Origin of the sequence: Corynebacterium confusum (assembly GCF_030408715.1) — a bacterium.
Classification (GTDB): Bacteria; Actinomycetota; Actinomycetes; order Mycobacteriales; family Mycobacteriaceae; genus Corynebacterium; species Corynebacterium confusum.
In genome coordinates this window covers 292597-312247 of sequence record NZ_CP047202.1, presented here as the reverse complement: position 1 = coordinate 312247, position 19651 = coordinate 292597, and the positions used below count along the sequence as shown (strand labels likewise).

Annotated in this window: 16 protein-coding genes and 1 pseudogene; 5 read left to right on the top strand and 12 right to left on the bottom strand. The window is 65.5% G+C overall.

Translation table 11 applies throughout. The features are described from left to right. Positions 1-28 precede the first annotated feature (28 nt). On the top strand, positions 29-934 hold the full coding sequence (locus CCONF_RS01475; protein ID WP_290224506.1) for a DUF3109 family protein: 906 nt from the start codon (positions 29-31) through the stop codon (positions 932-934). A 101-nt stretch (positions 935-1035) separates the two neighbouring features. Here CCONF_RS01475 and CCONF_RS01470 read toward each other — a convergent pair whose 3' ends face one another. The 4 genes from CCONF_RS01470 to mshA all read right to left on the bottom strand — a co-directional run bounded on the left by CCONF_RS01470 (position 1036) and on the right by mshA (position 5152). Further along, positions 1036-1734, bottom strand: a complete 699-nt coding sequence (locus tag CCONF_RS01470; protein WP_290224502.1) for a response regulator transcription factor — start codon at positions 1732-1734, stop codon at positions 1036-1038. Next, positions 1731-2984 carry a sensor histidine kinase gene (locus CCONF_RS01465; protein ID WP_290224499.1) on the bottom strand — a complete coding sequence of 418 codons (1254 nt, stop codon included), beginning with the start codon at positions 2982-2984 and terminating at the stop codon, positions 1731-1733. Before CCONF_RS01465 ends, CCONF_RS01470 begins: the two co-directional genes overlap by 4 nt. Before the next feature lie 113 nt (positions 2985-3097). Then, positions 3098-3844 carry a phosphoglyceromutase gene (locus CCONF_RS01460; RefSeq protein ID WP_290224497.1) on the bottom strand — a complete coding sequence of 249 codons (747 nt, stop codon included), beginning with the start codon at positions 3842-3844 and terminating at the stop codon, positions 3098-3100. A gap of 42 nt (positions 3845-3886) precedes the next feature. After that, positions 3887-5152: a D-inositol-3-phosphate glycosyltransferase gene (mshA, locus tag CCONF_RS01455; RefSeq protein WP_290224495.1), complete on the bottom strand. Its 1266-nt coding sequence runs from the start codon at positions 5150-5152 to the stop codon at positions 3887-3889. Positions 5153-5340: 188 nt separating this feature from the next. Between mshA and CCONF_RS01450 the strand changes: the two genes are divergently transcribed. Both CCONF_RS01450 and CCONF_RS01445 read left to right on the top strand, forming a co-directional pair. Then, the gene (locus CCONF_RS01450; protein ID WP_290224492.1) at positions 5341-7050 is read left to right on the top strand and encodes a long-chain-fatty-acid--CoA ligase; all 1710 of its coding nucleotides are present in this window, start codon (positions 5341-5343) and stop codon (positions 7048-7050) included. A gap of 192 nt (positions 7051-7242) precedes the next feature. Continuing rightward, positions 7243-8949: pseudogene (locus tag CCONF_RS01445) on the top strand (long-chain-fatty-acid--CoA ligase); the annotation flags it as partial. Between the two features lie 184 nt (positions 8950-9133). On the opposite strand, the gene CCONF_RS01440 reads toward CCONF_RS01445, so the two are convergent. The 7 genes from CCONF_RS01440 to CCONF_RS01410 all read right to left on the bottom strand — a co-directional run bounded on the left by CCONF_RS01440 (position 9134) and on the right by CCONF_RS01410 (position 17154). Beyond that, positions 9134-10000, bottom strand: coding sequence for an HtaA domain-containing protein (locus CCONF_RS01440; RefSeq protein ID WP_290224490.1), 867 nt, complete (start codon positions 9998-10000; stop codon positions 9134-9136). Positions 10001-10086: 86 nt separating this feature from the next. Further along, positions 10087-10761, bottom strand: a complete 675-nt coding sequence (locus tag CCONF_RS01435; protein ID WP_070768912.1) for a biliverdin-producing heme oxygenase — start codon at positions 10759-10761, stop codon at positions 10087-10089. A 251-nt stretch (positions 10762-11012) separates the two neighbouring features. After that, the gene (locus CCONF_RS01430; RefSeq protein ID WP_290224486.1) at positions 11013-12170 is read right to left on the bottom strand and encodes an HtaA domain-containing protein; all 1158 of its coding nucleotides are present in this window, start codon (positions 12168-12170) and stop codon (positions 11013-11015) included. A 5-nt stretch (positions 12171-12175) separates the two neighbouring features. Further along, positions 12176-13030: a heme ABC transporter ATP-binding protein gene (locus CCONF_RS01425; RefSeq protein WP_070768910.1), complete on the bottom strand. Its 855-nt coding sequence runs from the start codon at positions 13028-13030 to the stop codon at positions 12176-12178. Next, complete coding sequence (locus CCONF_RS01420; protein WP_070768909.1) at positions 13027-14076, bottom strand: FecCD family ABC transporter permease; 1050 nt, start codon at positions 14074-14076, stop codon at positions 13027-13029. The genes CCONF_RS01425 and CCONF_RS01420 overlap by 4 nt, the downstream gene beginning before the upstream one ends. Then, on the bottom strand, positions 14060-15151 hold the full coding sequence (locus CCONF_RS01415; protein WP_070768908.1) for a heme/hemin ABC transporter substrate-binding protein: 1092 nt from the start codon (positions 15149-15151) through the stop codon (positions 14060-14062). Before CCONF_RS01415 ends, CCONF_RS01420 begins: the two co-directional genes overlap by 17 nt. Positions 15152-15186: 35 nt before the next feature. Then, positions 15187-17154, bottom strand: a complete 1968-nt coding sequence (locus tag CCONF_RS01410) for an HtaA domain-containing protein (protein ID WP_290224481.1) — start codon at positions 17152-17154, stop codon at positions 15187-15189. A gap of 228 nt (positions 17155-17382) precedes the next feature. On the opposite strand from CCONF_RS01410, the gene CCONF_RS01405 reads away from it, so the two are divergent. After that, positions 17383-18057, top strand: coding sequence for a hypothetical protein (locus CCONF_RS01405; protein ID WP_290224479.1), 675 nt, complete (start codon positions 17383-17385; stop codon positions 18055-18057). Positions 18058-18188: 131 nt separating this feature from the next. Beyond that, on the top strand, positions 18189-18908 hold the full coding sequence (locus CCONF_RS01400) for a GntR family transcriptional regulator (RefSeq protein WP_290224476.1): 720 nt from the start codon (positions 18189-18191) through the stop codon (positions 18906-18908). On the opposite strand, the gene CCONF_RS01395 is transcribed toward CCONF_RS01400, so the two are convergent. Beyond that, entirely contained in the window at positions 18898-19569 is a 672-nt protein-coding gene (locus tag CCONF_RS01395; protein WP_290224474.1) for an HAD family hydrolase, read from the bottom strand. The two genes, CCONF_RS01400 and CCONF_RS01395, sit on opposite strands and share 11 nt — an antisense overlap. Between the last annotated feature and the right edge of the window lie 82 nt (positions 19570-19651).

Genomic DNA, 19651 nt, shown 5'->3' with positions numbered 1-19651 from the left:
TAGCGTAGTAGGTCTACGGTATTAAAGTGTGAATCGCCCGAAGTCTAGTGAAGTTTATCTTGGTTTTCCGGCCTCCTCACCAGCCGGTAAATTGATCGCAGCGGGAACCGAATTGGCACCAGATTTCCCCCGGGAGTGGTTCGAATTTACCGACGTCGATGACCCCTACCACGTCTTTTCCATCGACCTGACCTGGGTGGAGTCCTTCTACTCCTGCCAGTTCGGCACCGCGGCCTGCCCCGGTATCGACAGCAACCAGCCCGACGTCGGCTGCTGCGTGCACGGCGCCTACATGGCCGATGAGCAGGACCGCGATCAGCTCTACGATGCCGTGGCACAAATGCCGGCCAAGTACTGGCAGCACCGCCCCGCGGACACGGACGCCTACTTGGAGCGCCAGGAGCGCGCGGCCGACGACGAGCTGGAGCCCTGGCTGGTCTGGGACGAGCTCGACGGCGACGACGGCGAGCCGGAGCCGGCGCTAAAGACCCCGCTGGTGGGCGGGGCGTGCATCTTCGCCAACCGCGCGGGCTGGGCCACGGGCGCCGGCTGCGCGCTGCACCAGTGGGCTATCGATGCCGACCAGGAGCTCACCGTGGTCAAACCCGAGGTCTGCTGGCAGCTGCCCCTGCGCCGCTACGAGGACTTCGAGGACCGCCCCGACGGGCAGGAGATCCTGCGCACCACCATCGGCGAATACGACCGCCGCGGCTGGGGCGACGGCGGCGAGGACTTCGACTGGTACTGCTCGTCCAACCCGTCCTGCCACACCAGCGCGGAGCCGATGTGGCGCTCCCAGCGCACCGAGCTCATCGCGCTGATGGGCGCCGAAAACTACCAGGTACTCGCCGAGCACTGCGCCGCCCGCGAGCAGGCCGCGCGCGCCGGCGTGCCGCTGCTCCAGCACCCGGCCAGCGCCGCGCGCAAGCAGTAGGAACACACCCGCGCCCGGGCCCCAAGCAAGGCGAAAGCCCCGCGGCACGCGGCCGCGGGGCGGGGCCCAAGCAAGGCTCGGGAAGGCCCGGAAAGGTTCGGCTAGAGGTCGAATTTGTAGCCCAGGCCGCGCACGGTCACCAGGTGCTTGGGCTGGGAGGGCTCGGCCTCAATCTTGGAGCGCAGGCGCTTGACGTGCACGTCCAGGGTCTTGGTGTCGCCGACGTAATCGGCGCCCCAGATGCGGTCGATGAGCTGGCCGCGGGTCAGCACGCGGCCGGCGTTGCGCAGCAGGTACTCCAGCAGGTCGAATTCCTTCAGCGGCATGGGCACCGGGTCACCGTCCACGCAGACGGTGTGGCGCTCGACGTCCATGCGCACGCGGCCGCCTTCCAGGATCTGCTCGTCGAAGTCCTGCTCCTCGGCCGCCGGGGAGGTCTCGTGCCCGCGGCGCAGGACCGCGCGGATGCGGGCGATGAGCTCGCGGGAGGAATACGGCTTGGTCACGTAGTCGTCCGCACCCAGCTCCAGTCCGACGACCTTGTCAATTTCGGAGTCGCGGGCGGTGACCATGATGACGGGCACGGAGGAGATAGCGCGGAGCTGTTTGCAGACGTCGGTGCCGGACATGCCAGGCAGCATCAGGTCGAGCAGGACGATGTCGACGCTGTTGTTGGCGAACTTGTCCAGTGCGGTCTGGCCGTCGTGGGCCACGATCGGGCTAAAGCCCTCCTTCCGCAGCAGGAACGCCAACGGATCAGCCAAGGACTCCTCGTCTTCCACGATGAGGATGGTCGTCATGATGCTTTATCCTTTCGCCTTGCTGCCACCCGGGCGACTGCGTTGTGCAGGCCCGACGTAGCTTTATTCTCACTTTTGTTGTCCGTATCCGGCGGACCTTCCGCCGGGGCAGGTTCGTGATAAATAGGAAGCTCGATGGTGAACGTGGACCCGGTGCCGGGCCGTGACCATAGCTTAATATTGCCACCATGGTTGGCCACCACGTGCTTCACTATGGCTAATCCTAAGCCAGTGCCGCCCGTTTGCCGGGATCGGGCCTTGTCTACCCGGTAAAAACGCTCAAAGACGCGCTTTTGGTTCTCCGGGGCGATGCCGATGCCGCGGTCGGTGACCCGGATGTGCACGACGTCGGTGCCCACCACCTTCTGGGAGACAGACACCGGCAGCGCCTCCGGCGAGTAGTTGATGGCATTCGTAATCAGGTTGGACACGGCGGTGACCAGCAGCGGCTTGTCGCCCCAAATGAGCACCCCGCTGTTGCCGCCGCGGATGAGGTCGATGTTGTGGTTGTCGGCGGCCAGCTGGTTGCGCTGGATGGCCTCGTCGATGACGTCGTCGATGCGTAGCGGCTCCATCTCCGGCAGCGCCTCCGCGCCCTGCAGCTTGGACAGGGAAATCAGCTCGGTGACCATCTCCGCCATGCGGTTGGCCTCTTTGTGGGCCTTGGTGCCGAAGTACTTGACGTGCTCTGGGTCCTCCGGGTCCTCCAGCAGCGCCTCGGTAAGCAGGGCGATGCCGCCGACCGGGGTCTTGAGCTCGTGGGAGACGTTGGCCACGAAGTCGCGGCGGGCGCTTTCCATGCGCACGTGCTCGGACTCGTCGGTGCCGAAGACGGTAATGAACCGATTGTCGTTCAGCGTGAGCGGCTTAATCAGCGCATGAACCTGGGTCACGCGGTTGCCGGTGCGCCGCTTCGGTATGGACAAATCAAGGCCGCGTTCCTCATGGTCCTCGTAGACCTCCTGGGCGACCTGCCACACGTCCGGGCGCACCGCGCGGTCGTGGACTAGGGACATGGTGTGCGCGGCGGGGTTGGACAGGATAACCTCGCCGCCGCGGTCGACCACCACCACGCCGGTGTTCGCGCCCTGGATGGTCAGGTGCAGCACCTGGCTGACGGTGGTGACCTGGTTCGAGTCCGCGGTCGCCGTCGTGCGGAAACGCTGGAGCCGCCCGCGCACCCAGCGCACCAAGGGCAGGACCAGTGCGCAGACCACTGCACCGGCCACAAATGCCAGAACGTTTCCCACGCTCGCGCCTTCCTCGGTTGTCAACGCGCCCGGGGGCCGGGGCGGATCACCGAATTCGACGATCCTTGGGCTCCCGCGGGCGCGGCTAGATAGTTGTCTTTCCTACCTAAATGCTACTTGCCGCCCTGGGCCGCCACGGCGGCAGCCCCGGCTGCGGCGGCTTCCGGATCCAGGTAGGTGCCGCCCGGGTTGACCACCTTGCCGGAGGCGTCCACCTCGTAGACCAGCGGGATGCCAGTCGGGATGTTCAGGCCGGCGATGTCCTCGTCCGAAATCTGATCCAGGTGCTTGACCAGCGCGCGCAGGGAGTTACCGTGCGCGGCGACCAGGACCTTCTCGCCGTTTTTCACGCGCGGCAGGATCTCTTCCTCGAAGTAGGGCACCAGGCGGGCGACGACGTCCTTGAGGCACTCGGTACGCGGGACCTGGTCCAGGTCCGCGTAGCGCGGATCCTCCGACTGGGAGTACTCCGCGTCATCGTCCAGCTCGGGCGGCGGGGTGTCGTAGGATCGGCGCCAAGCCATGAACTGCTCTTCGCCGAACTTGTCCTTGGTCTCGGCCTTGTTCAAGCCCTGCAGGGCGCCGTAGTGGCGCTCGTTGAGGCGCCAGTCGCGGATGACCGGGATCCAGTGGCGGTCGGCCGCGTTCAGCGCGATGTTCCCCGTGCGGATAGCACGGCGTAGCAGGGAGGAGTACAGCACGTCAGGCAGGAGGTTTTCGGAAGACAACAGCTCGCCGCCGCGCTTGGCTTCGGTCTCCCCCTTCTCGGTAAGGTCGACATCCACCCAGCCGGTGAACTGGTTGGACTCGTTCCATTGGGATTGTCCGTGACGCAATAGGATGAGTTTTCCGTTAGTCATGCCTCCAGCATGCCACGAAACCGGCTGCACCGTCGCGAAAATCTAGCCCCCGGTGGCATGACGCGGATGACAGTTGGGGATCTCCGCGGTCAGCGCCCGCTGGTAGACCGCCACCAGCTCGGTGGCCGCGGCCTCCCAGCTAAAGCGCTCCGCGTGCGGCACGGCCGCCTCCCCCATGGCAATGCGCCGCTCGTCATCATCGAGCAGCTCCTCCAGCGCGTCGGCCCAGTCCTCCGGCTCGTGCGAGTCGACCAGCATGCCGGTCACGCCGTCCTCGACGGCGATAGGCAGGCCGCCGACGCGCGCGGCCACCACCGGGGTGCCGGAGGCCTGGGCCTCCACGGCCACCAGCCCGAAGGACTCGTTGTAGCTGGGCACGGCCACGATATCCGCGGCCTGGTAGAGCGCTACCAGCTCCTCCGGCGGGCGCGGGCTCAGGAAACGGACGCGGCGGTCCACGCCCAGCTCACGGGCCAGGTCCGCGTAGGCCTGCGGGCTCGCACCTGCCCCGGAGGGCCCGCCGCAGATCACCACGCGGAGGTTGCGCAGCGGTTCCCGGCGGAAGATCTCCGCGGTGGCGCGGATGAGCACCTCCGGGCCCTTGAATTTCTGCAGGCGCCCCACGAAGGCGATGACCTTGCTGTGCAGCGGCAGGCCCAGCTCGCGGCGGGCGCGCTCGGTGTTGCGGTCGCTGCCCGGGGTAAACAGCTTGGTGTCCGCGCCCGGCGCGACGGTGACGATCCGCTCGGCCGGCGCGTCGTAGTGCTCAGCCAGTTCGCGGGCCTCGTCGACGGTGTTGACTACCAAAAGGTCGGCGTTGTCTACCAGCTGCTGTTCGCAGATGCGCCGGGCCTCGGACTCACGGGCGTCGTCGTCGCTGCGGTAGGCGTTTTTTACCGCGGCGAGGGTGTGCGCGGTGTGCACCAGCGGCACGCCCCACAGGTCCCGCAGCAGCCAGCCAACCTGGCCGGACAGCCAGTAGTGGGAGTGGATGATGTCGTAGTGCAGGCCGTGACACTTGACGTATTCGACCATCCCGCCGGCAAAGGCCGCCAGCTGCGTGGGCAGGTCTTCCTTCTCCAGCCCCTCGTAGGGCCCGGCCACGACGTTGATGACCCGCAGGTGCTCGCTAACTTCCACGACCTCGCCCTGACTGGGGCGGGTCGCCCGGGTATACACGTCTACTTCAACGCCCTGCAGCGCCAGTTCCTTGGCGGTGTTGAGCACATAGACGTTCATTCCCCCGGCATCGCCCACCCCGGGCTGCTCGATGGGGGAAGTGTGCATTGAAATCATCGCCACGCGCATGGCGCCCCAGTCTAATACCGCCGGGGCTCTCCCTGCCGCGGTGTTGCCTACGTCACCGCCTCCCGGGCCGCCGCCTTAAGCCGGAGCAACGCCCGCGCCGTGCAGCCGCGCGTTGCCGCGTCGTTATACTAGGGGAAGCACAACCTACGCTTGCGAAAGTTTCCCCCGATTCTTAGAGGTTAGAACCCATGTCAGCATTCGAGACCAAGGCTTGGCTCCAGCACTACCCCGAGTGGACCCCGCACTCCCTCGACTACGGCGAGACCACGCTGCTCGACATCTACGACAACAACCTGGCCATCAACGCCGAGAAGCCCGCCACCTGGTTCTTCGGCCGCACCCAGTCCTATGCGGACCTGGACCGCCAGGTCAACCGCGCCGCCGCGGGGCTCAAGGCCTTCGGCGTGCGCCCAGGCGACCGCGTCGCGCTGGTCATGCCCAACTGCCCGCAGCACGTCGCCGCCTTCTGGGCGGTGCTCAAGCTGGGCGGCATCGTGGTCGAGCACAACCCGCTATATACCGCCCACGAGCTGGAGGGCCTGTTCCAGGACCACGGCGCGCGCATCGCCATCGCCTGGGACTCGGCGGCCGGCACGCTGGAGAAGCTGCGCGGCACCACGGATCTGGAAACGGTGGTCTCGGTCAACATGATTGAGGCCATGCCGCCCCTCAAGCGCGCGGCCCTGCGCCTACCCTTCCTCAAATCACAGCGCGAGCAGCTGTCCCAGCCCGCCCAGAACACCGTCCCGTGGGACACCCTGATCGGCAACGCCATCGGCGGCGACGGCCAGGACCTAAAGGAGCCGGAGGGCGTCGACCGCGACACCACCGCGCTTATCCTCTACACCTCCGGCACCACCGGCAAGCCCAAGGGCGCGGAGCTGACCCACGGCTCCCTGTTCGCCAACCTGCTCCAAGGCAAGGCCTGGGTGCCCGGCCTGGGCGAGCAGGAAGAGCGCATGCTGACCGCGCTGCCGATGTTCCACGCCTACGGCATGACCATGAACATCACGCTCTCCCAGCTCATCGGCGGCGAGCTGGTCATGCTGCCGGCACCGAAGATCCCACTGGTCATGGACGTGATGAAGAAGCACACGCCCACCTGGGTGCCGGGCGTGCCGACGCTCTACGAGAAGATCGTGGAAGCCGCCGAGGAGCAAAACATCCCGATCAAGGGCATCCGCGCCGCCTTCTCCGGCGCCGCCACCCTGCCGGTGGACACCGTGGAGAAGTGGGAGAAGTACACCGACGGCCTACTGGTGGAAGGCTACGGCCTGACCGAGTGCTCCCCCATCATCGTGGGCAACCCGATGTCCACCGACCGCCGCCCGGGGTACGTGGGCATCCCCTTCCCCGACACCGAAATCCGGATCGCTAACCCGGAGAACCTGGACGAGACCATGCCGGACGGCCAAGAGGGCGAGATCTTGGCCCGCGGCCCGCAGGTCTTCAAGGGCTATCACAACAACCCGGAGGCCACCGCCTCCGCCTTCCACGACGGCTGGTTCCGCACCGGGGACCTGGGAGTGATGGAAGAAGACGGCTTCATCCGCCTGGTCAGCCGCATCAAGGAGGTCATCATCACCGGCGGCTTCAACGTCTACCCGGCGGAGGTCGAAGAGGCCCTGCGCGTGCACGACGCCATCAAGGACATCGCAGTCGTCGGCCGCCCGCGCCCGGACGGCTCCGAGGACGTCGTGGCCTGCGTGGAGCTCAACGACGGCGCCGCCCTGGATCCGGAAGGCCTGAAGGAATTCGCCCGTCAGCGCCTGACCCGCTACAAGGTCCCGCGCACCTTCTACCACTTCGAGGCCCTGGCCAAGGACCAGATGGGCAAGATCCGCCGCCGCGAGGTCCAGGACGATCTCCTGCAGCGCCTGGGCCAAGAGCGCAAGTAGCCCCCGCGCCACGGCCGCCACCCCGGAGACGGCATTCCCGCCGCCTCCACCCGGCGCTCTCCCCACCCGACCCTCGCCACCCCGGCGGGGGTAATTTTTCACCGCACCACTCAAAAACATGAGGGATAAATCATGTTTAAGGTAGGCTTGCGACCTGTATAGTTTTGTTCTCCTACGGAAGGTAATCGCACTCGTATGTCGGCCTATGAGACCCGAGCCTGGACCCAACACTACGGCGACTGGACCCCCGCGGAAGTGGAAATAGGAAACGAAACCCTCGTGGACGTCTACCAGCGCAATCTCTCCGAGAACGGGGACCGACCGGCCACTTACTTCTTCGGCCGCACCCTCACCTACACCGAGCTGGACCAGCAGGTCCGCGCCGCCGCGGCCGGGCTCAAAGCCTTCGGCATCCGCCCGGGCGACCGGGTGGCAATTGTACTGCCGAACTGCCCGCAGCACATCATCGCCTTCCACGCCATCCTGCACCTGGGCGCCACCGTGGTCGAGCACAACCCTCTCTACACCAGCTACGAGTTAGAAGGCCTGTTCAGCGACCACGGCGCCCGCGTGGCCATCGCCTGGGACAAGGCCGCCGCCACCCTGGAGCCGCTGCGCTCGACCACCCCTTTGGAAACCATCATCTCCGTCGACATGACTGAGGCCATGCCGCGCCTGCAGCAGCTAGCCCTCAAGCTGCCGGTGCCGCCCATCAAGGCCAAGCGGGAACAGCTCACCGCCCCCGCCCCGGGCTCGGTCCCCTGGTCCACGCTGCTGAGCTCCGCCATCGGCGGCGACGGGCGCAACCTCCCCCCGGCGGACATCCGCCCGGCCGACCCGGCGCTCATCCTCTACACCTCCGGCACCACCGGAGCGCCCAAGGGCGCGATGCTCACCCACCGCAACCTGCAGTCCAACTGCCTGATGGCCATCGCCTGGGTACCCAACCTGGGCGAGGAACCCGAGCGCTTCCTGGCCGCCCTCCCACTCTTCCACGCCTACGGCATGACCGCGGTGTGCACGATGTCCATCTTCGTCGGCGCTGAGGTCATTCTGCTGCCCGCCCCGAAGATGGACCTCATCCTGGACGTGGTCAAAAAGCACATGCCGACCTGGCTCCCGGGCGTGCCAACGCTTTACGAGAAGCTCGCCGACGCCGCCAAGGACAAGGGCGTGAACCTGCAGGGAATCAAGAAATCCTTCTCCGGTGCAGCCACCCTGCCGGTCGCCACGGTGGAAAAGTGGGAGGCAACCACCGGCGGCATGCTGGTGGAAGGCTACGGCCTGACAGAGACCTCCCCGGTCATCTGCGGCAACCCGATGAACGAGCACCGCCGCCCCGGCTACATCGGCCTCCCCTTCCCCAATACTGAGGCCCGCGTGGCCGACCCGGACGACCCCTCGGTCACCCTGCCGGACGGCGAGGAAGGCGAGCTGCTCGTCCGCGGCCCGCAGGTCTTTTCCGGCTACCTCAACAACCCGGAAGCGACCGAGAAGTCCTTCTACAAGGACTGGTTCCGCACCGGTGATATGGCCGTCATGGAAGAAGACGGATTCATCCGCCTGGTGGCCCGCATCAAGGAGGTCATCATCACCGGCGGCTTCAACGTCTACCCCGCGGAAGTCGAGGAAACCATCCTCTCCCACCCGGACGTCACCGACGTGGCCGTGGTGGGCCGCCCGCGCAAGGACGGCTCGGAAGACGTGGTCGCCTGCGTGACTCTCCGCGACGGCGCCGCCCTGGACCCGCAGGGCATGCAGGACTTCGCCCGCCAGCGCCTGACCCGCTACAAGGTCCCGCGCACCTTCTACCACTTCGAGGAACTCGCCCGCGACCAGATGGGCAAGATCCGCCGCCGCGAAGTCCAGGCCGAGCTGCTCGAACTAATCCAGGCTTAGGAAAAATATCGTCCTCTAGCCCAACCGCTACCCTATTCCCCCAGCTCACGCGCCCCCTGCGGATACAGAGGTCGATATTTCCCACGGCTTACGAAAAAATATCGATCCCTGTCCTCGGCAACAGCCGCGTTTCCCCAGGTGAGGGATCGGCTGAAACCACAGAGGTCGATATTTTCCGTTGGGCCTAGAGGTTAATGCCGAAGTTCTTCAGCATCCCCCGCCAATCGAAGTGGCCCAGAGCCACAGCGGCACCGCCCACGGCCGCGATGAAGCCGAGGACGAGACCGATGGTCGTACCGATGCCGGTAGCGCTCGGGTTATCGGAGCTGACGGTTGCCAGTTCGGAGGACAGCCTGTCAATGCCTGCCAGGTCCTTGCCGGACACGTCTCCGCCCTGCTCGCCGTCGGCGTAATCCAGCACCAGATCGACGTTGGCGTCGTCGAACTCCTGGCCCTCCTCGTAACGCAGAAGGGAGTGGTGCAGGCCAATGCCCGCGGTGGTCGGACGGTCCTGCGCGGTAAAGTCCGTGCCCGGGGCGATCGGCTCGTCGAAGGTGAAGGTCACCAGCACCTCGTCATCGCCGGCCTTATCCAGCTGGGTCGGATCGTTTACGGTGCGCCCGTCCAGCGTGAAGTCGCCTACCAACTTGGCGTTCTGGCCGGCCACCTCCAGCTTGAGATCGTCGAAGGCCACATCCAAGCCCGGACCGCCGTTTTTGCCCATGCCTTCGTAGGCCACGAGGTGTGCCCCACCGGTCAGCGGGATGGTGCCGTTACCCTCGGCGTCCAGCTGCGTGTTCTCCACATCGACTGGGAAGACGAACTGGTTTTCCTTGAACTCCGCACCGTTATCACCGGTCAGGGTACCCTTGGCGAAGGGGCCCCGCAGGTGGCTGATGAAGGAATCCTTGATGGGCCAAGCGAACGAGCCCGACTCCAGCGCAGGGGCGGTGCCCTCAGCCGCCAAGGCGGTCGGCACAGTGGCGCCACCCAAGGCGACGGCAGTGACCACGGCTGCGGCAGTCAGAGAGCGGGAAGAGATACGAGACAACGGAGGTCTCCTTTCTGATTGAGTTGTGGATGGAAAGGCTGTGAATAAACAGAATGAGGGGAAAGCGCAACGCACACGGCTTTGCGCTACGCCCGCGCGTGGGCGAGGTCTGCAAAAACTGCGGAGTTGAAGGCGAAGGCGTCCTTGGCCTCGACGATTAGCATGTCACGCTGCTCGTCGGTCAAACCCAGCTCATCCAGCTGGCGGCGGTAGCTCGCGCGGTAGGGCGGGATCTTGCCGATAGCGGAGAAGTCGTAGAACTGCAGGGCGTCACGATCGATGTCGTACAGGGTGCCCAGCCGGGCGGCGATGACCTGGCCGCCGGAGATATCGCCCAGGTAGCGGACGTAGTGGTGGGCGATAACACGCGCCGCCTCGTCCTCGCGTAAAGATTCCAGGCGTGCCACATACCGGGCGGTAGCCGGCAGGATGCGGACCTTGTCGCGCCAGTCGGACCCCAGCATGTTGGCCAGATCGTTGTCCAAGGCGGCGCGGCGCTCGAGGCGCGGGTCCGCCACGGCGGAGCCCAGCGGAGTCTCCGCGACGCGGCGCACCGCGGTCTCCAGTGCGTCGTAGATGAACCAGAGCTGACCCGTCAGCGAGTGCACTGCCTCCGCATCCAAGTCGCCTTGGATGAGGGAGGCCATGAAGTCGGAGCCTTCCGCCTGCTCATGGGCCTGCGCGGTGGCCCCGCGCAACACCTGGGACAGTGGTTGTGTCACACCAGTGGTCGTTTCGGTAGCTGTGGCAGTCGAGGCCATCGTCGTCTCCTTTCGGGTCAGTGAGGGCGGGGAGTTTTACCGCAGCTCGGTAGCCCGCTATAGACGGGCCCGAGCGTTATCGCCCCCCACAGATTAAGGTTTGCCTTACCTGAAAGTACAGAGGCGTCATGCAAGATCAACCCAACGTATGACACCTAGTACCCCCGGTATGAGCAGCGGCCCGCTCCCTGGTGAGGAACCGGCCGCGGGGCGTGAAGCGCTACCCCGCGATAGCGCCCCCTAGAGGACTCCTAGCGCAGGTTGAACTGGCGCAGGAACTTGTTGAACTGCTTCTGGATGCCGCCGAAGACACCAGCAACGTTCAGCGCGTGGCCGATGATGCCGAACATCCCCAGGATACCCAGACCACCCAACACGTAGTTCCACACGGAGCCGAACTTCGTCATCAGGCTGGAGCCCTGCTCCTCGTCCTTGTTCTGCTCCTCGTCCTCATCCGGAGCCTCAGTCTTAGTCGGCTCAGCCGAAGTGGTTTCCGCCGGCTTGGAGGTCGAGGCGGTCGGCTTAGCCGGCTTCTCAGAGGTCGGTTCCTCAGAAGTCGGTTCCTCAGAAGTCGGTTCCTCAGAAGTCGGTTCCTCGGACGTCGGATCCTCAGAGGTGGGCTCCTCAGAGGTAGTCGACTCCGGGGTGACGCACTTTTCCTCGGTAGTCAGGGAGATGTTGATGTCGTCGAGCTCGGGCTTGTACTCGGCGCTGTAGATGCCCATGAACAGGATGTCGACTCCCTCGACGATGCTCTTGTCTGGGTCGGTGCCCGGCTTCGGGACGTAGGTCATGTTCGTGGCATCCAGCGTGATGGTATCGCCGTTGACCTGCCACTCGCCGTCACCCTTGGAGAAGACGTCGGCGCCGGTGCGCTTGTTCTCATCGGTGCGGTCTTCCGGGGTGTACTGGGTCATGGGCTTGCCCTCGACGTAGTAGCCCTCGTAGCCAGCGCCGCCTTGAACATCGTTACCGGTGACCTCGACGTAGGGGGACTGGAAGTTCGAGTACAGCGCGCCGTGGTGGCCCTCGAAAATGACCTCGGAGTCCTTGGTGTGCAGGTCCGCGGAGGTCACGTTGCCTTCGTCATCGATCTCGATGGTAGACTTGGCCGGGTCGATCTCGTACTGGAACTGGAAGTCCTTGGCCTTCGGGTTTTCCGGGTCAGACTCCTTGACGTCGCCCTTGGTGGCCCAGCCACCGCGGGCGATGGGGCCTTGGATGTAGCTGCGGAAGCTTTCCTTCAGGCCCCAGTTGAAGGTGCCGCCGGTGACGACGGTCTCGCACTGCGGGGCGGTGGATTCTTCTGCATTCTGAGCGCCCGCGGTCGGGACGACGAGGGCGGTGCCGCCCAGGGCTAGGGCGATGACGCTCGCCCCAAAGGTGGTGCGGGTGGACTTTACGGTCATGAGTGTTACTCCTTGTCGGATGTGGGTGTGGGGTGAAACAGAGACAGCAGTGAGTTCGCTGAATCAGGGGGATCTCTCCGCCTGGGCAGGACGGAGATGGCCCCGTCCGTGCGGCGGCTGACCTTCACCGGCCAGCCGTAGACGTCGGACAGAGTGGAATCGGTATAGACCGCGTCTACCGGGCCATCGGCAGCAATGCGCCCGTTGGACAGGCAGACGATGTGGTCGCAGTAGGCGGCCGCGGCGTTGAGATCGTGGAGGACTATCACCACGGCCACGCCGGTGGTGTGGGCGAGCTCGCGGACTAGGCTGAGCACCTGCTCCTGGTGGCGAATGTCCATCGCGGCGGTCGGCTCGTCCAGAAAGACCACCGGGGTCTCTTGCGCGAGCACGCGCGCTAAGGCCACGCGGGCGCGCTCCCCGCCGGAGAGCGTGACGATGTCGCGGGCGGCCAGATGGTTGGTACCGGTGGCGGCCAAGGAGGCATCGATAACTGCGTCATCGAGGCGCTCCTTATCCGTCCCCCGCCAGGGGCGCCGGCCCATGGCCACGACGTCGCGGACTAGGAATTCGAAGGACACGCGCACGTCCTGGAGCATGACCGCCCGGCAGCGGGCCATCGCCTGCGCTCCGGCGCTTACCGGATCTAGTCCGCACACGCTCACGGTTCCCGCGCTCCGCTCCACGTCCCCAGACAGGGCGGCCAGCAGCGTGGACTTGCCCGCGCCGTTGGGGCCGATAAGCCCGGTGACCTCGCCCGGGCGGGCCGCGAACGTAATGTCGTCGAGCAGGCGGGCATCCCCTATGTCCACGCGCAGGCCGCGCACCTCAATGGCCGCGGAATACGTCTTATCGCTCATGCGTGCATCCCCTTTCGCATCATCCGCCGCAGGAGGATGAAGAACGTCGGCCCGCCTACCAGGGCGGTGAAGATGCCGATGGGCAGGTCGGCGAAGGCGATCATTGTGCGCGCCGCCACGTCAGCCAGCCCGATGAGCACCGCCCCGCCCAGCGCGGAGGCCGGGATGAGAAGGTGGTTCTCCGGCCCCACTACCGTGCGAAAAAGGTGCGGGACGATAAGGCCGACAAACCCGATGAGCCCGGCGAAGGCCACCGCGCCCGCGGTCAAAATCGCCGAGGCGACAATCGCGATGACGCGCAGCCGGGAGACGTTGATGCCGGTGTGCCCAGCGGCGCGCTCACCCAGCGCGAGCACGTCGAGCGCTCCGCCTAGGCGCAGCGCCACGGCGATGCCCACGATGGCAATCGGCAGCACCACCCAGGTGTGCTTCCACTGCGCGCCATTGAGCGAGCCCATCTGCCAGAAGATGATCTCCTCGCGACTGGTGGTCGGCGCCAGGTAGACCATGAACGAGATAATCGCGCCGCAGACCGCGTTGACAGCGATGCCGGTCAGCACCAGGTTGATAACCGCCACCCGGCCGCTGCTGCGCGCCAGCTGGTAAATAAGCCCGGCGGCCACCAGCGCGGACAGGAAGGCGAAAAACGGGACGGTGAAGGTGCCCAGAAACGCGATGTTAAACACGATGGCCAGCGCCGCGCCCACGCCCGCGCCCGAGGTCACGCCGATGATCGACGGCTCGGCCAGCGGGTTGGCAAACACGGCCTGCATCAGGGTGCCGGCCACGCCCAAGCACGCGCCCACTAAAAATCCGAGGAGGATACGCGGCAGGCGGATGTCCCAGACCACGCTGGCGGCCAGGCCCGCGTGGTGATCGCTGCCCAGCAGAATGGGCACTAGATCCTGCAGCGGCACGTAGTACTGCCCCAGCACTATGGAGAGCACCACGGCGATGAGCATCAGCACCGCCAGCAGGATGAAGATGCCCACGCGCCGGCGCCGCCGAGCCGCGAAGACCTCGTCCGGTTTAATCTTGTGGGTCATACAACGCCTGTGCCGTCCGCAATAGGGTCTGTCCGGTCATCGGGCCGAACGCTAGGGATTGTCCGTCCGGGATGGTGATGACCCGGCGTTTTTGGCCCGCCGTGGTCTGCGCAACGCCGGGGCGTTCCAGCAGGCCGTCGATGCCACCCGTCGACTCCAACCCGCCCGTCATCATGATGAACGCGTCCGGGTTTAACCGGGCGAGCGCTTCCGCGTTGGCGGGCTCGATATAGGACAGGTTGTTCTCCGTGGCCAGGTCCACCGCACCGACGCCCTCGATGAGGTCTTTCGCGCCGGTGCCGTCGCCCATGATGAAGAACACGCCGCCGTTGCCGCGGGCGTAGAGGAACGCCACGCGCATGGGATCCTCCGGAGCCATGTCGGCGATGGCCTCCTTGTCCAGCTCGATCTCTTCGACCGAGCGCTGCGCCAGTTCCTCGGCGTCCTCGCTTAGGCCCACCACGGCGCCGAGGGTGCTGATGTCCTCGGCCACGGAGTCGATGGTGCGGGTCGGCTCCATGACCACAGTGGTCACGCCGGCCGCGCGGATCTGATCGATGGCGTCCTGCGGACCGATGGAGTGGTCCACAATCACCAGGGTCGGCTCCAGCGAGAGCACCGCCTCGACGTTGATGTTGTGCCCTCCCTGGGTGACCACGGGCCGGTCGGCCAGGATGTCCTCGGTGGAGGAGACCGTGCGGCCCACGATGTTATCGGCCAGCCCCAGGCCGGTCAGCGTCTTGGTGTAGGTGCCGTACAGGTCGAGCCCGAGGATGCGGTCTACGTTGTCCACGGTGACGTCGTAGCCGTCGGCATCGGTAAGCTCTACCGGCAGCGCCGGCGACGGGTTGTCATTGACCGGCTCCACATCTTGGAAATCCTTGACCTCGCTAACGCCCTCGAAGGTGCGGGGGTCTTGCGGGTCACCGGAGCTTTTCAGCTCGTCGCGCAGGGCGGCGTCTCCGCTGGACTCGTAAGCGCCCTGGACGCCGCAGGCGGCCAGGCTGACCGCGCACAGCAGCGCGACAAACGCCAGGATGCACACCCGCGCTGAGCGGTGCAGAGTATAGAACATTGGATCTTGCTTTCTTACTCTATGGGAGGTTTAACCTAGGACGGGTTGCTGGCCGCCAGGCGGCCGATGCTGCCACCGGCCACTACCACGCCCGCGATCAACAGCAGCAGGTAGGTGGTGGCATCGCTACCGGCGCCACCCGCCGCGGCCGACTTAATCTTGAAATTGCCGGATCCGTCCTCGTAGCCGGCGGAAGAATTCTCGCCGTCGGCACCCGTGCTGGAGCTGAAGCCGCCGTTGCGCTCGGCCAGCTTCGCCGCCCCTGCGCTGCGCGCCGCGGCCGATCCGCCGGTAGACCCAGACCCGGAGCTCGAGCCGGAGGCCGCGGTGCCGCCGACACCGTCGCAGTCGCCGGCGCCACCCAGCTGGGCGCTAAAGGACAGCGGGGCCAGCTCGGTGCCCGGGTCGTAAAACTCGGCGAAGGCCTTGGAACCGTCGTTGGTCAGCAGGACGGTCGCACTGCCGGATACGGAGCTATCGGTCACGTTGAGGTCAGAGAAGTTCAGCTCGCCCAGCGCGGTGCGCCCGAAGTCGATCTTCTCGCCCTCCATGTTGGACGAGCGCACGTCCGCCACCAGTTGGCCGCCGTTACCGTTGAACTGGATCTCCGGGTTGGCAATGTTCAGGTCCAGAATGCCGTTGTGACCCGTGAACTGCATGGATCCGCCGTAGATGATGGTGCCTTGCTGAGAGTCGGTGTCCACGTTGCCGCCGTTGCCGGTGAAGCGGTACTCGCCGCCCTCGTAGCCCACGCCGCTCAAGTCCCACTTGCCCTTGGCGATGGACCCGGTGATATAGGACTGGAAGGATTCCTTCAGCGCCCACGCCGCTTCCGCGCTCTCCACGGCCTTCACGGCCTCGCACTTCACGTCCGAGCCGCCAGAGCCGCCGGCAGCACTGCCGCCGGTCGAGCCGGCCCCTGCGCCAGAGCCGGATCCAGTGCCAGACGTAGACCCAGACTTGGAACCGGAACCGCCAGAGGTCTTGCCGCCGGAGGCCGAGTTGGGCCCAGAGTTCGACCCAGAATTAGAACCAGACTTAGAACCCGAGGTCGCGCCCGACGTGCTACCCGACTTCGTGCCGGAGGTCGTGCCCGAAGTCGTACCCGAGCCAGAGCCAGATCCGCTCTTCCCACCGCGGTTGGTGAAGGACTCGTACTCGTCCAGGAAGGCCTGGGTATTGCCCATGAACGTGGTCAGGGCGTTCATGGTGTCGTTGGTCTCGGACAGGATGTCCATGACCTGCTTGTTGAAGCCGGTGAAGTTGCCGCTGATGGTGGTCAGCGTGCGCTTGTTGCCCGAGCCGGAGTCGCTGCCCGGCCCAGACTCGGAGCCGCAGCTGCCGTCCAGCGCCGCCCCGCCGCTCGTCGGATCCATTGGGGTGCCGGGATCGTAGGCCAAAAACAGGCGGTTGCCTCCCTGGGTCAGGGTGGTCGAGCCCGACAGATCCACCGCGCCGGAATCCGGATTGAACGGGCTGTCCAGGTTGATGGTGGCGATGACCTCGTCGTCGCCGGTGATCTTGTCGCCGCGCTTGGAGGTATCCACCATGTCGGACTCGTAGGAGACGTAGTCGACCATGATGTCAGCGGTGTTGCCCTGGGCGCGTACCTTCCAGTCGGACAGGGTCATGTCCAGCAGGTCGTCACCGCCGTAGTTGTGGCCGTTGAAATGCAGCACGCCGTTCAGCGGAACCGTGACGGCATCCCCGTCTACCTGCGGCTTCTTCGGCTTGAACTGGAACGCGCCGTCGTCGCCGGTCTCGCTACCCGTGAAGCCGATGCCGTCGCCGCCCCAGCCGCCTTTAGCGACGTTGCCCTGGATGTAGGCGCGGTAGCTTTGCTTGATACCCCAGTTGAACTCGCAGGTGCCCGCGGCGTGGGCCGCGGGCGTGGCGACGGTAAACGCTGCGGCCGGCGCGAAGGCCAAGGCACCGGCGGCGGCCACCGCGGCGGAGGTACGGAACGAGAACAAGCGGGTGATCCCGCGCAGTGAAAGAGACATACAGATCCTAGCTACGTACAGAAACTTCAGAGAGACTCTTGCTGCCTAATCCGCACGTCAGGCCACACATTGTAAATTTAATGTAGCCTACGCTTCACAAGGTAAGGCAGTCCTAAAAGGAAACTAGCACACGATTTTTCATTAGGGTAGACTCCCCTTTGTTTAAATTTGTCACGGTGGGCCCGTGCGACCCACGCTGCACCGAGAGATACAGTGAGGTAAAGCAGCATGACCTTGCGGAATGAATCAGCGTTCTCCACGCTGTACCCAGACGTGGATCCACATGAAGGACTCCCCCTTTCAGGGACGGAGCGGCTCGCCCTCGCGGTGGCCTTCGCGGTGATGGCCTACGGCGCCGTGGTGGGCGATATCATCGTCGCCGCCGTCGGCCTCGTCTTAGCACTCGCCGCCTGCATCATCGAGGCAACGAAGACCAACCGCCGCATCCGCGCCCAGGCTCGCAGCCGCTTCCCTGGCGAGGACTGGGTGGAATACCGCACCGCCCGCCGCCTCAACCTAGGCCTGCTCCTGCCACTTTTCATCGCGGTCATCGGTGTGCTAATTGCCGCCGGCTTCTGGTTCATCCCACCCGAGCACGACGTGCTCGGCGGCATCATCATCGCCCTTCTCGTCGCCGCCCTGGTCTGGTTCATGCCCGGACTGAACCCCATCTGGTCGAAGCTGGGCAAGAAAAAGGAGCCCGCGGACCAGTACGCCGCACCAGCCGACGCCCCGGCTGCCACCCCGGCCAGCGCCTCCCCCTGCTCCGCCACGGCCAGCACTCCCCAAGCGCAACCTACCGCGCCTACTCAGCCGACCACCCTGAACAAGCACGTCTACCACCAGCAGGCCCCGGCCAGCGACGACACCTCCGTCATCCCCACCGTCGACGACAAGCACTAGCCTTCCCCACATGAGAGTTCCTGCCGACTTTTGCCTGCCAAGTCCGTCTCCCAGAGCAAAACTACTCGGCCGGAACTCTCACCACCTGCACACAGAACAGCCCCCTACGCGCATCGTCTACCCTGAAACCTATGGGCTTCGCTTCGCTCCCCACCTACCAGCGCATTGCTGACGAGCTGCGCCGCGCGATCGAGCGAGGACAGCTGCGCCCCGGGGACCGTCTGCCGGCCGAGCGAGCCCTGGTTGTCAAGTACGCGGTATCGCGCATCACCGTCCGGCACGCGCTGCAGGTCCTGGAACAGGACGGGCTGGTCGAGCGCCGGCGCGGCCGCGGCGGCGGCACCTTCGTCACCACCATCCCGCCGTTGGTGCAGCTCAACCGCCTGGGGGGCTTCCTCCCCCAGCTGCGCGCCCGGGGGATGTCGGTCACTTCACAGGTCTTGCGCCGCGAGCTCATCTTGGCCCCAGAGCGGGTGCGCCAACCCTTAAGCCTGGATCCGGGCAGCTTTGCTTTCCAGGTGGTGCGCCTTCGGTCGGTGGACGGCACCCCGCTGTTGCTGGAGAACTCCTTCTTCCCAGTAACGGTGTTCCCGGATCTTCTCGACCACGACCTGGAAGGTTCCCTCTACGAGTTGCTAGGCCAACACTACGGCCACCCACCTGCGGCCAAGACCGAGGTCGTCTTGCCGCACGATCCCAACCGCACGGAGCGCGAGCTGCTGAAGGTGCCCGCCGGCCACCTCTTGCTGCGGATTAAGCGGACCGCACTAGACGCCGAGCAACTCCCCGTCGAGTATTCGGAAGACACCCTGCGTTCCGATCTCGCGCAGATCCAGGTCTTTACTTCCTAAGCACACGCATCAGGGACGCGGCGGCGCTGCGCATATCGGGAAAACGAGCCACTAGGGCGCTGGACTCACCGGTGTTCGGCCCTATCCCCACCACCGACATGCCGGCCGAACGAGCGGATTCCACTCCGGCGCGGGAATCCTCAAAAGCCAGTACCGCACCGGGCTCTACCCCCAGCACTGTGGCCGCCTGGAGGTAACCATCGGGTGCGGGTTTACCGTGGGCGACGTCTTCGATGGTGACGATGACGTCGAGGTGATCCTCCAGCCCGTTGTCCCGCACGGCCGGCATGATCATCTGACGCAGGGTGCCCGTTACGATCCCTAAGGGGTAGCCTTGCCCTTTCAAGCTCCGAACGAACTCCACCGTTTGCTTATCGATGCACCCCGCGCGCCAACTCAGCTGCGCATAAGCCGCACCCACCGCGGCGAGGAACTCCGTGTACCGGTCAGTGGCGTGGCGGGGCGTCAAGATGTCACGGGCAATCTCGGGTTCGGATTTACCCAAACACGCCGCGTATTCGCCGGGACCGAGCGGGGCGAGCTCGGCGTTTTCCAGCGCCTGGGCGTAGGAGCGCTCCAGAATGGTCTCATCATCGCTTAACGTTCCGTTGAAGTCGAATAAGACCGCTTCCGTACGCCGGCAGACTTCACTTTGTTGCATAAACGCCCTGTTCATAAGTGTTTCGTGGACATTTCTTCGCATTCTAAGGCAAAGGCCAAAAGGTGCGGAACAGTTAGTTAAA

Excerpts from the sequence above, each read along its gene's own strand:
- CCONF_RS01470 (WP_290224502.1), bottom strand. The coding sequence starts at position 1,734 with ATGACGACCATCCTCATCGTGGAAGACGAGGAGTCCTTGGCTGATCCG.
- CCONF_RS01460 (WP_290224497.1), bottom strand. The coding sequence starts at position 3,844 with ATGACTAACGGAAAACTCATCCTATTGCGTCACGGACAATCCCAATGG.
- mshA (WP_290224495.1), bottom strand. The coding sequence starts at position 5,152 with ATGCGCGTGGCGATGATTTCAATGCACACTTCCCCCATCGAGCAGCCC.
- CCONF_RS01450 (WP_290224492.1), top strand. The coding sequence starts at position 5,341 with ATGTCAGCATTCGAGACCAAGGCTTGGCTCCAGCACTACCCCGAGTGG.
- CCONF_RS01435 (WP_070768912.1), bottom strand. The coding sequence starts at position 10,761 with ATGGCCTCGACTGCCACAGCTACCGAAACGACCACTGGTGTGACACAA.
- CCONF_RS01430 (WP_290224486.1), bottom strand. The coding sequence starts at position 12,170 with ATGACCGTAAAGTCCACCCGCACCACCTTTGGGGCGAGCGTCATCGCC.
- CCONF_RS01425 (WP_070768910.1), bottom strand. The coding sequence starts at position 13,030 with ATGAGCGATAAGACGTATTCCGCGGCCATTGAGGTGCGCGGCCTGCGC.
- CCONF_RS01420 (WP_070768909.1), bottom strand. The coding sequence starts at position 14,076 with ATGACCCACAAGATTAAACCGGACGAGGTCTTCGCGGCTCGGCGGCGC.
- CCONF_RS01415 (WP_070768908.1), bottom strand. The coding sequence starts at position 15,151 with ATGTTCTATACTCTGCACCGCTCAGCGCGGGTGTGCATCCTGGCGTTT.
- CCONF_RS01410 (WP_290224481.1), bottom strand. The coding sequence starts at position 17,154 with ATGTCTCTTTCACTGCGCGGGATCACCCGCTTGTTCTCGTTCCGTACC.
- CCONF_RS01405 (WP_290224479.1), top strand. The coding sequence starts at position 17,383 with ATGACCTTGCGGAATGAATCAGCGTTCTCCACGCTGTACCCAGACGTG.
- CCONF_RS01400 (WP_290224476.1), top strand. The coding sequence starts at position 18,189 with ATGGGCTTCGCTTCGCTCCCCACCTACCAGCGCATTGCTGACGAGCTG.
- CCONF_RS01395 (WP_290224474.1), bottom strand. The coding sequence starts at position 19,569 with ATGCAACAAAGTGAAGTCTGCCGGCGTACGGAAGCGGTCTTATTCGAC.